Annotated in this window: 13 protein-coding genes; 1 reads left to right on the top strand and 12 read right to left on the bottom strand. The window is 71.5% G+C overall.

All coding sequences use genetic code 11. The features are described 5' to 3' along the window. Positions 1-11: 11 nt before the first annotated feature. The 8 genes from AC07DO_RS22450 to AC07DO_RS22415 all read right to left on the bottom strand — a co-directional run bounded on the left by AC07DO_RS22450 (position 12) and on the right by AC07DO_RS22415 (position 7556). Complete coding sequence (locus tag AC07DO_RS22450; protein WP_479062014.1) at positions 12-617, bottom strand: response regulator; 606 nt, start codon at positions 615-617, stop codon at positions 12-14. Then, complete coding sequence (locus AC07DO_RS22445) at positions 614-1810, bottom strand: sensor histidine kinase (protein WP_479062013.1); 1197 nt, start codon at positions 1808-1810, stop codon at positions 614-616. The genes AC07DO_RS22450 and AC07DO_RS22445 overlap by 4 nt, the downstream gene beginning before the upstream one ends. Further along, positions 1807-2547 carry an ABC transporter permease gene (locus tag AC07DO_RS22440; protein ID WP_479062012.1) on the bottom strand — a complete coding sequence of 247 codons (741 nt, stop codon included), beginning with the start codon at positions 2545-2547 and terminating at the stop codon, positions 1807-1809. The genes AC07DO_RS22445 and AC07DO_RS22440 overlap by 4 nt, the downstream gene beginning before the upstream one ends. Then, entirely contained in the window at positions 2544-3485 is a 942-nt protein-coding gene (locus AC07DO_RS22435) for an ABC transporter ATP-binding protein (protein ID WP_479062474.1), read from the bottom strand. Before AC07DO_RS22435 ends, AC07DO_RS22440 begins: the two co-directional genes overlap by 4 nt. A gap of 153 nt (positions 3486-3638) precedes the next feature. After that, complete coding sequence (locus AC07DO_RS22430; RefSeq protein ID WP_479062010.1) at positions 3639-5735, bottom strand: hypothetical protein; 2097 nt, start codon at positions 5733-5735, stop codon at positions 3639-3641. A gap of 165 nt (positions 5736-5900) precedes the next feature. After that, on the bottom strand, positions 5901-6269 hold the full coding sequence (locus tag AC07DO_RS22425; protein ID WP_479062472.1) for a DUF6113 family protein: 369 nt from the start codon (positions 6267-6269) through the stop codon (positions 5901-5903). Between the two features lie 131 nt (positions 6270-6400). After that, positions 6401-7339, bottom strand: a complete 939-nt coding sequence (gene mshB, locus AC07DO_RS22420; RefSeq protein ID WP_479062008.1) for an N-acetyl-1-D-myo-inositol-2-amino-2-deoxy-alpha-D-glucopyranoside deacetylase — start codon at positions 7337-7339, stop codon at positions 6401-6403. A 22-nt stretch (positions 7340-7361) separates the two neighbouring features. Next, positions 7362-7556: a hypothetical protein gene (locus AC07DO_RS22415; protein ID WP_150188427.1), complete on the bottom strand. Its 195-nt coding sequence runs from the start codon at positions 7554-7556 to the stop codon at positions 7362-7364. 147 nt (positions 7557-7703) lie between these two features. On the opposite strand from AC07DO_RS22415, the gene AC07DO_RS22410 reads away from it, so the two are divergent. Continuing rightward, on the top strand, positions 7704-9881 hold the full coding sequence (locus AC07DO_RS22410) for a S9 family peptidase (protein WP_479062007.1): 2178 nt from the start codon (positions 7704-7706) through the stop codon (positions 9879-9881). Between the two features lie 19 nt (positions 9882-9900). On the opposite strand, the gene AC07DO_RS22405 is transcribed toward AC07DO_RS22410, so the two are convergent. The 4 genes from AC07DO_RS22405 to AC07DO_RS22390 are packed head-to-tail and all read right to left on the bottom strand — an operon-like array spanning position 9901 to position 13928. Continuing rightward, positions 9901-10962, bottom strand: a complete 1062-nt coding sequence (locus tag AC07DO_RS22405; RefSeq protein WP_479062006.1) for an ABC transporter ATP-binding protein — start codon at positions 10960-10962, stop codon at positions 9901-9903. Next, positions 10949-11995: an ABC transporter ATP-binding protein gene (locus tag AC07DO_RS22400; protein WP_479062004.1), complete on the bottom strand. Its 1047-nt coding sequence runs from the start codon at positions 11993-11995 to the stop codon at positions 10949-10951. Before AC07DO_RS22400 ends, AC07DO_RS22405 begins: the two co-directional genes overlap by 14 nt. 6 nt (positions 11996-12001) lie before the next feature. After that, the gene (locus AC07DO_RS22395; RefSeq protein ID WP_479062002.1) at positions 12002-13012 is read right to left on the bottom strand and encodes an ABC transporter permease; all 1011 of its coding nucleotides are present in this window, start codon (positions 13010-13012) and stop codon (positions 12002-12004) included. Further along, the gene (locus AC07DO_RS22390) at positions 13005-13928 is read right to left on the bottom strand and encodes an ABC transporter permease (protein ID WP_479062001.1); all 924 of its coding nucleotides are present in this window, start codon (positions 13926-13928) and stop codon (positions 13005-13007) included. Before AC07DO_RS22390 ends, AC07DO_RS22395 begins: the two co-directional genes overlap by 8 nt. Positions 13929-14065: the final 137 nt, after the last annotated feature.

The raw sequence follows: 14065 nt of genomic DNA, 5'->3' as shown, positions 1-14065 counted from the left end.
CCCCTGGGCCGTCAGAGCCAGCCCTTGTCCCTGGCGGCCCTGACCGCCTCCGCGCGGTTGCGGACGGCCAGTTTCTGGATCGCCGTCGAGAGGTAGTTGCGGACCGTGCCCCGGGAGAGGTGCAGGGCGGTGGCGAGTTCGGCGTTGGTGGCGCCGTCGGCGGCCGCGCGCAGCACCTCGCGCTCGCGGTCGGTCAGCGGGTTCGCGCCTCCCGCGAGGGCGGCCGCCGCCAGCGTGGGGTCGATGACCCGCTCCCCCGCGAGCACCTTGCGCACCGCCGCGGCGAGCTGCGCCGCGGGCGCGTCCTTGACCAGGAAGGCGTCGGCGCCGGCCTCCATGGCGCTGCGCAGATAGCCGGGGCGGCCGAAGGTGGTCAGCACGACCACCTTCAGCGCGGGCAGCGCCGCGTGGAGTTCGGCGGCCGCCTCGATACCGGTGCGGCCGGGCATCTCGATGTCGAGCAGTGCCACGTCCACGGCGTGCTCACGGGCCGCCGCGAGCACCTCGTCGCCGCGCGACACCTGGGCGACGACCTCGATGTCCGGTTCGAGGCCGAGCAGCGCCGCGAGGGCCTCGCGGACCATGGCCTGGTCCTCGGCGAGGAGGATTCTGATCATGAGGGCGATCCTACGGTGGCCTTCGCCAGGGGTACGCGGACCGCCAGGCGGAACCCGCGGCGGTCCGCGGGGCCCGTCTCCAGAGCCCCGCCGACCGCTTCCATGCGCTCGGCGAGCCCCGTCAGACCGTTGCCCGCACCCGCGCCGGAGGCGCCCACTCCGTCGTCCTCCACGGAGAGCTCCAGGAGGCGTCCCGCGAGCGTCTGCCGCGCCGTGAACGCCACCGTGCAGCGTCGGGCCCCGCTGTGCCGCACGACGTTCGTGACGGCCTCACGCAGCGCCCAGGCGAGCGCCGCCTCCGCCTCCTCGCCGGGCAGTTCGGCGGGCGGCTCCACCGGCACCACGGCGTCGACACCCGCGGCGGTGAGCGCCGTGCGCGCGCCGGCGAGTTCGCCCGCGACGGTGCGCCGCCGGTAGCCGGAGACCGCCTCGCGCACGTCCACCAGCGCCTGCCGGCTGACCTGTTCGATGTCGGCGACCTGCTGGGCGGCCTTGTCGGGGTCGGTCGGGAGCATCCGCCCCGCGAGCTCGCTCTTGAGCGTGATCAGGGACAGCGAGTGGCCGAGCAGATCGTGCAGGTCCCTGGCGAGCCGCAGCCGCTCCTCGTTGGCGGCGAGCTGCGCGACGGTCGCGCGGGCCTGGCGGAGCTGGACCGTCGTACGGATCAACTCCCGTACGCCGGACATCGCGAACCCCACCAGGAGCGTGATCACCCCGAGGTTGGTGATCAGGTCGCCGAGGCCGTCGTCGCGCAGGCCGACCAGGATCATCAGGAGCGTGACCGCGGGGATGACCCCGAGCGCGTACCGCACCGGCAGGACGGCGCCCGCGGAGACCGACACGTACACGAAGAGTCCGAGCCAGTGGTCGCCGAAGCCGAACGCGAGGACCACGGCGAGGCCCACGAGCAGCGCGAAGCAGGCGATGACGGCGCGCCACCTGAGGATCCTGGTGGTGTAGCGGAAGACGAGGGTCAGATAGCAGGCCACGAAGAGCGCGAGGCCGACCGAGCCGAGGACGGTGGCGAGGGGCGTGTGGTGCCCTTCGGCCAGGTCCTTGACCGGAGAGCTCAGGAACACCAGCCAGACACCGATCCAGGCGGACTTCGTCAGGAGCTGGCGGCGGCCCTGCGGCGGGCGTCCGAACGTGTAGACCGGGTGGAGTTCGCTGCCCTCAGCGTCTGTCGTGTTCACGCCTTCAGTGTGTCCTTCCGGTACAGCCATGCCGCGCCGCCCGCGAAGAGGAGGAAGTAGGCGACCAGGAGCGTGATGTCCTTCGCGTGCGGTGCCTCGCCCAGTTCGATGGCCTGCCCGAGGGCAGCGTACGCGTGGGTGGGCAGCCAGGACGCGGTCTCCCGCAGCCAGTGCGGGAACGTCGTGACGGGCATCCACAGGCCGCCGAGGATGGAGAGCCCGAAGTAGATGATCATCGTGATGGGGCGTACGGCGTCGCCGGTCGCGAGGTAGCCGATGGCCACGCCGAGCGCGGCGAAGCAGAGGCTGCCCGCCCAGATCGCGCCGGTCAGCGCCGCCCACTGCCAGGCGTCGAAGCGCACGTCCTTGAAGGCCGCCGCGACGGCGAAGACCACGACGATGGACGGCAGGCTGACCACGGCGGCGCTCGCGGTCTTCGCGAGGACGTAGCCGCGGCCGGGCAGGGACGTCAGGCGCAGCTGCCGCACCCAGCCGCTCTCGCGCTCCTTGGCGATGCGCTCGCTGTTGCCCATGAGTACGGCGGTCAGGGCGCCGAAGGAGGCCATCGAGACCATCATGAACGCGGAAACGGACAGACCGGTCTCGGGAACCTTATCGGCGCCGTTCTGGTTGCCCGCGATGATCACGAAGAGCACCGACGGGTAGATCACGGAGAAGAAGAGGAACTTGCGGTTGCGCAGGGCGCGGGTGATCTCAAGCTTGATCAGGCTGTTCATCGGGTCCTGGCCTCCTCGGCCTCGGTGATCGCCACGAAGGCCTGCTCCAGGCCGAGCCCGGCGACTTCGAGGTTGCGGGGGTAGACGCCGAGGCCATACAGCGCGTGGACCGTGGCGTCGGCGTCCGTCGACTGGGCGCGGACGGTGTGGCCCGCGATGTCGAGCGTGGTCAGGAAGGGCAGCGCGCGGAGCCGCTCCGCGAGCGCCGCGTCGATCCGCTCCAGGTCGAAGGCGACCTTGCGGGCGCCCGCCTTCGCCTTGATCTCGGCGGCGGTGCCGTCCGCGAGGAGGCGGCCGCGATGCAGGACGAGGACGCGGTCCGCGATCGCGTCGGCCTCCTCCAGGTAGTGCGTGGCGAAGAGGACCGCGCGGCCCTGGTCCGCCTGCTCCCGCATGGTGGCCCAGAACGCCTGGCGGGCGGTGACGTCCATCCCGGTGGTGGGCTCGTCGAGCACGATCAGGTCGTGGGCGCCCGCCGTGGCGAGCGCGAAGCGGACGCGCTGTTCCTGGCCGCCGGAGAGCTTGTCGACCTTGCGGTCCGCGATCTTCGTGATGTCCGCGTGGGCGAGTACGTCGTTCACGCGGTACGGCCTGGGGTGCAGATCGCAGGCGAGCGTGACCAGTTCGCGCACGGTCACCTCGCCCATCAGGCCGCCGCTCTGCAGCATCGCGCCCACCCGGCCCGCGGTGATCGCCTCGCGCGGCTCGGTGCCGAGGACCCGTACCGTGCCGCTGTCCGGCCGGCGCAGGCCGAGCAGCAGGTCGAGGGTGGAGGACTTGCCCGCGCCGTTCGGCCCGAGGAGCGCCACCGTCTCGCCGGGGCGGAGGGCGAGGGTCAGGCCGTCGACGGCGCGGACGTCGCCGAAGCTCTTGGTCACCCGCTCAAAGCTCACCACGTCGGCGGTGGGCGGTGCTGTGGTCGTCGTCATGCCGACCATCGTCACAAAAGCGCAGGTCACAGCGGCAGTGTCGGATGTAGCGACTCCGGCATGACAGATGTCATGCCGGAGTCGGTGACGCGGGTGCCGTGCGTGATGCCGGTGACGCGGGTTACGCGGGTTACGCGGGTTACGCGGGTTACGCGGGAGGGATCAGCTCGCGTTCGTCTCGATGACCCCGATGCGCTCCGCGGGCGTCTTGCCGGTCAGCGCCTTGCCCATCGCCTGGGCCACGTCGGTCGGCTGGACCGGCGTCTTGGAGCCGTTGCCGCGCTGGATCATGACGCCGTCGAAGACGTTGCCGTACAGCTTCTTGAGCTCTTCGAGGTCGTAGTGGACCTGAAGGGTGCCGTCCTTGAGTGGCGTCGTCCGAAGGATCTTCGGCAGCGACCTCTCCGGGCCGAAGGGGATCGACTTGGCGCCCGCCTTGATGGTGACGTTGGCGGACATCGCCGGCTTGGCGAACCGGGTCATGAACTTGTCGACCTCGGCCTTGGAGATCGTCGGCTTGCGCGTGGTGACCGGCACCTGGACCGTGCCCGCGCTGCCCGTCTCGACCTGCTTCTCGTACGCCTCGGCGACCGCCTTGGTCGACGCCTGCGGGTCGATGCCCTTGCCGACCTTGCCGTAGACCGGAACGGCCTTGCCGGGCACGAACTTGACCGTGCCCTCCTGCGCCGTACCCGAGCCGCCCGCTGCGCGCTCCAGGGCGGCCGCCAGCTTCTCCTCGTCCACGGGCATGTCGGGCTCGACGACCCGCTGGCCGCCGAAGAGCGAGCCGATCACCGAGACGGGGTTGTAGTCGCTGCCCGCGGCCTCGCGGACGGTGGCCTGGCTGTCCAGGGTCAGGCCCGCCTGGTCCGGCTTGAGGCTGACGGTGTCGCCGTCGACCGACAGCTTCAGCGGCTTGGTGACGCGCTCGTCGAGCGCCGCGTCGAGCTTCTGGACGGCCTCGTCGCGGGTGCCGCCGCCGATGTCGACGCCGAGCACGGTGGTGCCCTTGGGGACGTCGGCGTGGTTCATCAGCAGGCCCGCGCCGTACGCGCCGCAGCCCACGACCACGACGGCGGCCACGAGGAGGACCAGCTTGTTGCGGCCCTTCTTCTTTTTCGCCTTCGGGGCGGGCGCGGCGGGCGGCACGTCCGAGCGGACCGGCTCGGGCAGCTTCGGCGGGGTGTGCGGCACGGGTCCTTCACCCTGCGGTCCCGGCGCGAACGGCGGGTTGTCCTGCGCGGGCGGTACGACGGGGATGCCGCTGGTGAGGGTCTCACCGGAGACGTTGGAGCCCGGCGCGGGGGCTCCGGGACCGCCGGGCGCACCCGGTCCGCCGGGGCCACCGGGACCGCGGGGCGGGGAGACCGGGCCGGACTTCTGCGGCGTGAGGATCGCGGTGTCGTCGCTCATCGCACCGGAACGGGGCGGCCGGGGGCCGGAGTTCGCGGGTCCACCGGGGGTGCCGGGGCCGCCAGGGGCACCGGGCGCGCCCGGGCCCGAGGGACGGCCCTGTGCCGGTGCCGGGGGCGCCAGCGGGCTGTCACCCGTGACGGGACCGCCGGTCGGCCCGGACGGGGGCCGGGAGTCCCCGGGACCGTCGTTGAAGTAGGGCAGGTCGCCGCGGTGCGGGTCGCCCTGCGGGGCGCCCGTGCCGAGGGGGCCCGACGCCACGGCGCCGGACACGTCGAAGGAGCCGGTGCCGGTGCCGGAAGTGCCCGTACCGCTTCCGCCGTCGCTCCGCGGCGGCTTGCGCGGCGCGAACCAGTCGCTCGTCTTCTCCTCTGCCGGGGAGGAGGGAGCGGCGGCTCCGGCGCCGCTCTCGCCAGGACCGGTGGACCCGGAGGCGGCCGGGGCGCCGGGCGGACCGGGCTCGGCACCGTCGCCGAAGCCGCCGTCACCACGTCCGCCGCCACCACGTCCGTCATCGCCGCGACCGCCGTCGCCACGGCCGTCGCCGCGTCCGCCGTTCAGAGGCACGGATTCCCCGCGCGGACCCTCGTCACCGACGGGCGTGCGCATGACGACCGGCGGGATGGGCCGCGAGCCGGGGATGTTGATCCGGATGCGGGTGGTCAGCGTGGTCTGGGTCTCGGGCTCGTCGGGCCGCTCCTCGGCGGCCTGCCGCCGCGCTCCGTCCCTGCCGCCGTCGGCGGCAGCACCTTGTGCCGGGGAGCCGTACGGCGGCGTCCCCGAGGGGTAGGCGGCTCCACCGCGCCCCTGGGGCCCGGAGGACGAACTGTCAGTTTCACGACTCAAGGCAGGTTCTCCTGGTTGACTCCGCCGCCCGTCTCGACCTCATCCGGGGTCCCCCCGGCCGGAGGTTGGGGGAGGCTCGGCGGCCGCACCACCATACTGGCCGCCGTCGGCACTCATCCCGTGACCGGCGTCAAACCCGGGCGCGACACGGGGCGAAGTGGTACGTCACTTGCCAAGTCGGGCGGCGGGCGCGGCCGGTTGCGATCCCTGCCCGAGCGTGGCGCACATCACAGCGACGGCCATTCCGCCGAGCAGGTAGCCGTACGAGCCGATCCCCGCGCCGAAGAGGAAGTCGCCCTCGGGTCTGGTGGCGGTGAGCAGCATGACCGCGACCAGCCAGCCGGCCGCGGGCGCAACGGCCCCCGCCCTGGTGCCGATCGCCCGCGATCCGCCGTAGAAGAGACCGGCGGCGCCGAGGAGCGCGAGCAGCAACCCCGCGGGGAAGAAGCCGCCTTGGACGAGCGACCCGGCGACGCCGACGACAGCGCCGAGGACGAAGAGGAGCGCGTAGACGGCGAGCCGTCCCGCTCTCAGAGGCTGCGCGAGGAAGCTGCCTCCGGCACCGGCGGCCGCCGCGCCGGAGGTCGGACCTGACCCCGCCCCCGGAGGGGTGGGGGGCTTGGAGGCCCCGGAACCGGCCCCCGACGACGCACGGGAACGCGTACTCACAGCGCGGTCACCTCAGCCATATCCGTCACCCTTTCGAGTCCCGCGAACAGATCCGTCTCGCGGGACGGTCCCTCTGCCGACGGTTCCTCTGCCGACGCTTCTCCCCGCACCAGCTCGTAGTACTCCACATCGAAGATCGGCTGCGCGAGCTGGTTGGAGAGGACGAAGAGCGGACCGCTCACCGTGATCTGGGTGACGTGCGCCGCCATCGCCGCGGCCTTGGCGGCCTTGTAGGGGCGGCCGTCGATCTCCGTGGTGATCCGCTCGTCGTCCGTGACGCCGGGCACGTCCGCGACGGCGGCGGACGCGCGGAACGGCGAGTGCCGCAGCGCGCCGGACATCCAGGTGAAGCGCTCCTCGACCACGGACCGCGGGGCGCGGTTCCAGTAGATCTTGTCGATCGTGTGCGGCGCGCCGGGGTCGGCGTGGAAGGCCGGGTCGGCGGCGAGGTCGGCCGCGCGCATGGCGACGCGGTGCGCCTTGATGTGGTCGGGGTGGCCGTAACCCCCGTCGGGGTCGTACGTCACGAGGACCTGGGGGCGCACTTCGCGGATCACCTCGACGAGGTGGGCGGCGGCCTCGTCGAGGTCCGCCGACCAGAAGGCACCCGGGCGGCCGTTCTGCTCGACGCCCATCATCCCGGAGTCGCGGTAGCGCCCGGGGCCGCCGAGGAAGCGGTGGTCGGTGACGCCCACTTCCTTCATGGCGGCCGCCAGCTCCCCGACGCGGTGGGCACCGAGGGAGTCGTCCCGGTCGGCGGCGAGGTGGGCGAGCTCGGCCGGGATGACCTCGCCCTCCTCGCCCAGGGTGCAGGTCACCAAGGTGACGTGGGCACCCTCGGCCGCGTACTTGGCCATGGTCGCGCCGGTGGTGATCGACTCGTCGTCGGGATGCGCGTGCACGAGCAGCAGGCGCCGGGCGGGCAGTTCCGTCATGGGACCACCCTACGAGCCCGCGTCAGAACTTGATGTCCCCGATCATCCCCGCCACGTTCGTCGTCAGCTCGTTGATGGTCGGTGCGACGGACGAGCTCGCCAGGTAGAAGCCGAGCAGCGTACACACGACCGCGTGCCCCGCCTTCAGTCCTGACTTCTTGACCAACAGGAAGACGATGACTGCCAGCAGCACCACCGCCGAAATCGAGAGTGCCACGGCGGTCACCTCCAACTCGTTGTCGTACCCCAGTGCGGACGTCAGCAGGTTCATACCCACCAAGCGCTACGGATCATAACTATCCGTGCGGACGCATGAGTCGGAGCACGGCAGCACAAGGGGGCGCATGAGCCATAGGCTCGGGGGATGACCACCGAGAACCCCGGAATTCCCAGGCCCGACGAGAGCCAGGCACAGCGGCTCTCCTTCCCGCGTCAGCACGCCCGCACCCAGCGCTTCACCCTCGGCGCACCCCGTGCGTTCACCGTGGCGCCGGACGGTTCACGCGTTGTTTTCCTGCGCTCCTCCGACGGCACCGACCGGGCGAACCGGCTGTGGGTCCTTGACGTGTCGGACGGCAGTGCCGAGCGGGTCGCCGCCGATCCGCACGTGCTGCTCGGCGGCGCCGTCGAGAAGTTGTCCGCGGCGGAGCGCGCACGGCGCGAGCGGAGCCGTGAGGGCGGTGCGGGCATCGTGGGCTACGCGACGGACGCCGCCGTGGAGCTGGCCGCGTTCGCCCTGTCGGGCCGCCTGTTCACCGCGGAGCTGCGCGCGGGCACGGCGCGCGAACTGCCCGTGCCGGGACCGGTGATCGACCCGCGCCCCTCGCCGGACGGGCGTCAGGTGGCCTACGTGGCGCGGGGCGCCCTGCGCGTGACGGGCGCCGACGGGGAGGGCGACCGGGCCCTCGCGGAGCCCGAGACGGGCCAGGAGGCGACCGTCACGTACGGGTTGGCCGAGTTCATCGCGGCGGAGGAGATGGCCCGTTCACGGGGCTTCTGGTGGTCGCCGGACTCGCGTCGGCTGCTCGTCGCGCGGGTGGACGACGCCCCCGTGCGGCGGTGGTGGATCGCGGATCCCGCGCACCCGGACCGGGCGCCGGAGCAGATCGCGTACCCGGCCGCGGGCACGCCCAACGCGGAGGTCGGCCTGTGGGTCCTCGGCCTCGACGGATCGCGGACCGAGGTGGTCTGGGACCGCGCCCGCTTCCCGTACCTCGCGCGTGTGCACTGGTCGGCGGATGGTGCGCCGCTGCTGCTCGTGCAATCCCGCGACCAGGGCAGCCAGCTGTATCTGGCGGTGGACCCGGACAGCGGTGCCACGCGGATGGTGCACGCGGAAGAAGATCCAGAATGGCTTGAACTTTTCCCTGGCGTGCCGTGCTGGTCGCCCAGCGGGAAGCTCGTGCGGATCGCGGACGAGGGCGGCGCGCGCGTCCTCGCGTGGGGGGAACGTCCCCTGACAGGACCCCAGTTGCACGTGCGTGCGGTGCTCGACGTCACCGAGGAGGACATCCTCGTGTCGGCGTCCGCGGGTGCGGCGGCGGCCGACCCGGAGACCGGGGAAATCCATGTGTACCGCGTCAACGAACTGGGCGTGGAGCGCGTCTCGCAGGAGCCGGGCGTCCACTCGTCCGTCCGTGCGGGCGGCCTCACCGTCCTGGTGTCCGCGACGCTCGACCGCCCCGGCGCCCAGGTGCAGGTGTTGCGCGAGGGCAAGCAAGTGGCGACCATCGCCTCACACGCCCAGCGCCCGGGGCTCACTCCGCGCGTGACGCTCACCGAGGGGGGCACGCGGAACATCCCGTGCGCCGTCCTGCTCCCCACGGATTACAAGGAGACGGACGGCCCTCTTCCGGTACTGCTCGATCCGTACGGCGGTCCGCACGGCCAGCGCGTGCAGCGTGCGCACAACATCTTCCTGACCTCGCAGTGGTTCGCCGATCAGGGTTTCGCGGTGCTCGTCGCGGACGGCCGCGGCACCCCGGGCCGCTCCCCCGGCTGGGAAAAGTCGATCAAGAACGACAAGACCCTCACTCTCGAGGACCAGGTCGACGCCCTGCACGCGCTCGCCGAGCGGTTCCCGTTCGACCTGGGCCGGGTGGCGATCCGCGGCTGGTCCTACGGCGGCTACCTCGCCGGCATGGCCGCGCTGCGCCGCCCCGACGTGTTCCACGCGGCGGTGGTCGGCGCCCCGGTCACGGACCTGCGGCTCTACGACACGCACTACGAGGAGCGGTACCTGGGCGATCCGAACCGGACCCCGGAGACGTACCGGCACAACTCCCTGATCTGGGACGACGGTCTCGTGGAGGCGGCCGAGCCGCACCGCCCGATGCTCATCGTGCACGGCCTGGCCGACGACAACGTAGTGGTGGCGCACTCCCTGCGGCTGTCCTCCGCGCTGCTCGCCGCGGGCCGCCCGCACGAGGTCCTGCCGCTGTCCGGGGTCACCCACATGACCCCGCAGGAGCAGGTCGCGGAGAACCTGCTCCTCTTCCAGGTGGACTTCCTGAAGCGCTCGCTGGGCCTGCCGAGGGAGTAGGCCCGTCGGGCCCCGCCCGTTACGGCACGACCTGCTTCTCCTCGGCGAAGTGGCAGGCCGAGTCGTGCGCGGCGGGGCTGTCGTCGAGCCGGAACTCCGCCGGCACGGCGAGCAGCGGGACCTCCAGCGCGCACCGCTCCCGCGCCTTCCAGCAGCGGGTGCGGAAGCGGCATCCGGAGGGCGGGTTGGCGGGTGAGGGCACGTCTCCGGAGAGGATGATCCGCTCGCGGTGCTCGCGCGCCTCGGGGTCGGGGACGGGCACGGCGGAGAGCAGCGCCTGGGTGTAGGGGTGCGTGGGGTGGTCGTAGATCTCGGCGTCCGAGCCGATCTCGACGATCCGGCCGAGGTACATCACGCCGACCCGGTCGGAGATGTGCCGCACGATCGACAGGTCGTGGGCGATGAAGACGTAACTGAGGTCGAACTCGTTCTGGAGCTTCTCCAGGAGGTTGATGACCTGCGCCTGGACGGAGACGTCGAGGGCGGAGACCGGTTCGTCGGCGACGATCACCTCGGGCCGCAGCGCCAGGCCGCGCGCGATGCCGATGCGCTGGCGCTGGCCGCCGGAGAACTGGTGCGGATAGCGGTTGATGTACTCGGGGTTGAGCCCGACCACGTCGAGCAGCTCCTGCACCTTCCGCCGGCGCGAGCCCTTCGGGGCGACCTCGGGGTGGATCTCGTACGGTTCGCCGATGATGTCGCCGACCGTCATGCGGGGGTTCAGCGAGGTGTACGGGTCCTGGAACACCATCTGGATGTTGCGGCGCACCGCCTTGAGTGCGCGGCCGGAGAGCCTGGTGATGTCCTCGCCCTTGTAGCGGATCTCGCCCGCCGTCGGCCGCTCCAGGTTGACCAGCATCTTCGCGACCGTCGACTTGCCGCAGCCGGACTCACCGACGATGCCGAGCGTCTCGCCGTGCCCGAGGTCGAAGTCGACGCCGTCGACGGCCTTGACCGCGCCGACCTGCTTGCGGAAGACGATGCCCTGGGTGAGGGGGTAGTGCTTGACGAGCCCGCGGACCTGGAGGATCGGCTCGCGTCCGGCGGGCGTGCCGACACCGGCGAGGTCAACGTGTCGCATCGAGCGTCTCCTTCCAGAAGTGGCAGGCGCTCCTGCGGTCGGCGGTCAGTCCCTCGTACGTCACCTTCGCGAGCGGCGGCTCGTCGGTGCGGCAGATGTCCCGCGCCATGGGGCAGCGGGGGTGGAAGGCGCAGCCGGGCGGGATGTTCATGAGGTTCGGGGGCAGCCCCTTGATCGCGTACAGCTCCTGGCCCTTCTGGTCCAGGCGCGGGATGGATTCGAGGAGGCCGCGGGTGTAGGGATGAGCGGGTGCCTTGTAGATCTCGTGGACGGGGGCGCGTTCGACGATGCGGCCCGCGTACATGACGGCGATGGTGTCGGCGACGTCCGCCACGACGCCGAGGTCGTGGGTGATGAGGATCAGGCCCATGTTCATCTCGCGCTGGAGCTCGGCGAGGAGGTCCATGACCTGGGCCTGGACGGTGACGTCGAGGGCGGTGGTGGGTTCGTCGGCGATGATCAGCGAGGGTTCGAGGGCCATCGCCATGGCGATCATGATGCGCTGGCGCATGCCGCCGCTGAACTGGTGCGGGTACTGCCCGACGCGTTCCCTGGCGGCCGGGATGCGGACCCGGTCCATCAGCTCGACGGCTTTGGCCTTGGCGTCCTTCCTGGACATGCCCTTGTGGACGACGTACATCTCGCCGAGCTGTTCGCCGACGCTGAGCACCGGGTTCAGGGACGACAGCGCGTCCTGGAAGATCATCGCCATCCCGGCGCCGCGGACCTTGCGCCGCTCGTCCTCCTTGAGCTCCAGCAGGTCCCGCCCCCGGAAGAGGATCTCCCCGGAGGTGATCTTTCCGGGCGGGGTGTCGAGGATGCCCATGACGGCCTGGGCGGTGACGGACTTGCCGGACCCGGACTCGCCGAGGACGGCGAGGGTCTCGCCCGCGTCGACGCTGTAGTCCACCCCGTTGACGGCTCTGGCGATGCCGTCCCTGGTGCGGAACTCGACGTGCAGGTCCCGTACTTCGAGCAGTCTGGACGCCGCGGGCGTGCCGGACGCGGCTGCCTCGGATGCCACGGTTGCCATGGGCGCCTACCTCAGCTTCGGGTCGAGGGCGTCGCGCACCGCGTCGCCGAGCATGATGAACGCGAGGACGGTGATCGCGAGGGCTCCGGCGGGCCAGAGCAGCATGTGCGGGGCGTTGCGGATGTACTGGGAGGCGGCCGAGATGTCGATGCCCCAGCTCACCGTCGGCGGCTTCAGGCCGACGCCGAGGTAGGAGAGCGTGGCCTCCAGGGCGATGTACGTGCCGAGGGCGATGGTCGCCACGACGATCACGGGGGCGACGGCGTTCGGGGTGATGTGGCGGAGCAGCATCCGGGAGTTGGAGGCGCCGAGGGCGCGCGCCGCCTGCACGTAGTCGTTCTGTTTGGCGGTGATGACGGAGCCGCGGGCGATGCGGGAGATCTGCGGCCAGCCGAGCAGCACCATGAAGCCGATCACCGGCCAGACCGTGGAGCTGGTGACCACCGACAGGAGGACCAGGCCGCCGAGGACGACGGGGATGGCGAAGAAGATGTCGGTGATACGGGAGAGGACCGCGTCCCAGGCCCCGCCGAAGAACCCGGCGAGCCCGCCGAGGACGCTGCCGATGAGTGCGACGCCGAGGGTGGCGCACACGCCGACGGTGACGGAGACGCGGGTGCCGTAGACGACCCGGGTGTAGACGTCGCAGCCCTGCTCGTTGAAGCCGAAGGGGTGCCCCGGGGCCGAGCCCTTCTGCGCGTTGGAGAGGTCGCAGTCGAGCGGGTTGCCGGAGGCGATGAGGGACGGCCAGAGGGAGATGACGACGAGGAAGAGGATGACCAGGCCCGAGATGATGAAGACCGGGTTGCGCCGCAGGTCCCGCCAGGCGTCGGACCAGAGGCTGCGGGCGGGGGCCGAGGGGCCGCCCTCGGGGCCGCCCGGTGTCTTCTCCAGGGAGGTCGCCTCGCTGGTGGCGAGGTCCATCGCCCCGCCCATGCCGGTGGCGGCGATGCTGCCATCTTCTGGGGAGCGACCCCCAGACCCCCGAAGGGCTCCTGGCTCCTGCGGTTCAGGCATAGCGGATCCTCGGGTCGAGTACGGCGTACAGGAGGTCGACGATGAGGTTGGCCACCAGGAAGACCAGGACGAGGACGGTCACGAAGCCGACGACGGTCTGGGTGCTCTGGCGGAGGATCCCCTGGTAGAGCTGGAAGCCGACGCCGTGGATGTTGAAGATCCGCTCGGTGACGATCGCGCCGCCCATCAGCGCGCCCACGTCGGTGCCGATGAAGGTGACCACGGGGATCAGGGAGTTGCGCAGCAGGTGCCGGGTGATGACGCGGCGGCGCGGGAGGCCCTTGGCGACCGCGGTGCGGACGTAGTCGGCGCGTCGGTTCTCCGCGATGGAGGTGCGGGTCAGGCGGGTGACGTACGCCAGCGAGACCGAGGCCAGCACGAGTCCCGGGATCAGCAGTTCGTTGAAGGGCGCCTCGCTCGACACGGAGGGTTTGATGACGCCCCACTGCACGCCGAGCAGGAGTTGCAGGACGAGCCCGGTGACGAAGGTGGGGATGGAGATGACGACGAGGGTCAGCAGCAGCACCACGGTGTCGATGGGGCGCCCGCGCCGCAGGCCCGTCAGGACGCCCAGCGAGATGCCGATGACGATCTCGAAGACGATCGCCACGACGGTGAGGCGGATGGTGACGGGGAAGGCGGCCGACATCAGCTCGGTGACCTTCTGGCCGTTGAACGCGGTGCCGAAGTCGCCGGTGAAGACGTTGCCCATGTACGTCAGGTACTGCTGCCACACCGGCTTATCGAGGCCGAACTCCTTCTTGAGCTGGGTGGCGGTGGCGGGGTCGCACTTGCGGTCGCCGCACAGGCCCGCGACGGGGTCGCCCATCACGTTCACCATCAGGAAGATCAGCAGCGTGGCGCCGATGAAGACCGGGATCATCTGCAGCAGACGCCGGATCACATAACGTCCCATGGGGGGGCTCCGGTTTCAGGGGGAGCGGGCGTCCGGCTCCCCCTTTCCTGGGCTAAAAAGCCCCCCCCCCCCCCTCCCCCTCCCCCTCCCTCGTTTTTTCCCCCCCCACCACAACCGCCTCAGGGGAAACCAGAGCA

It is taken from the genome of Streptomyces sp. NPDC045678 (assembly GCF_056432085.1).
This window is presented reverse-complemented; position numbering and strand designations above follow the sequence as displayed.

Excerpts from the sequence above, each read along its gene's own strand:
- AC07DO_RS22450 (WP_479062014.1), bottom strand. The coding sequence starts at position 617 with ATGATCAGAATCCTCCTCGCCGAGGACCAGGCCATGGTCCGCGAGGCC.
- AC07DO_RS22440 (WP_479062012.1), bottom strand. The coding sequence starts at position 2,547 with ATGAACAGCCTGATCAAGCTTGAGATCACCCGCGCCCTGCGCAACCGC.
- AC07DO_RS22435 (WP_479062474.1), bottom strand. The coding sequence starts at position 3,485 with ATGGTCGGCATGACGACGACCACAGCACCGCCCACCGCCGACGTGGTG.
- mshB (WP_479062008.1), bottom strand. The coding sequence starts at position 7,339 with ATGACGGAACTGCCCGCCCGGCGCCTGCTGCTCGTGCACGCGCATCCC.
- AC07DO_RS22410 (WP_479062007.1), top strand. The coding sequence starts at position 7,704 with ATGACCACCGAGAACCCCGGAATTCCCAGGCCCGACGAGAGCCAGGCA.
- AC07DO_RS22405 (WP_479062006.1), bottom strand. The coding sequence starts at position 10,962 with ATGCGACACGTTGACCTCGCCGGTGTCGGCACGCCCGCCGGACGCGAG.
- AC07DO_RS22400 (WP_479062004.1), bottom strand. The coding sequence starts at position 11,995 with ATGGCAACCGTGGCATCCGAGGCAGCCGCGTCCGGCACGCCCGCGGCG.
- AC07DO_RS22395 (WP_479062002.1), bottom strand. The coding sequence starts at position 13,012 with ATGCCTGAACCGCAGGAGCCAGGAGCCCTTCGGGGGTCTGGGGGTCGC.
- AC07DO_RS22390 (WP_479062001.1), bottom strand. The coding sequence starts at position 13,928 with ATGGGACGTTATGTGATCCGGCGTCTGCTGCAGATGATCCCGGTCTTC.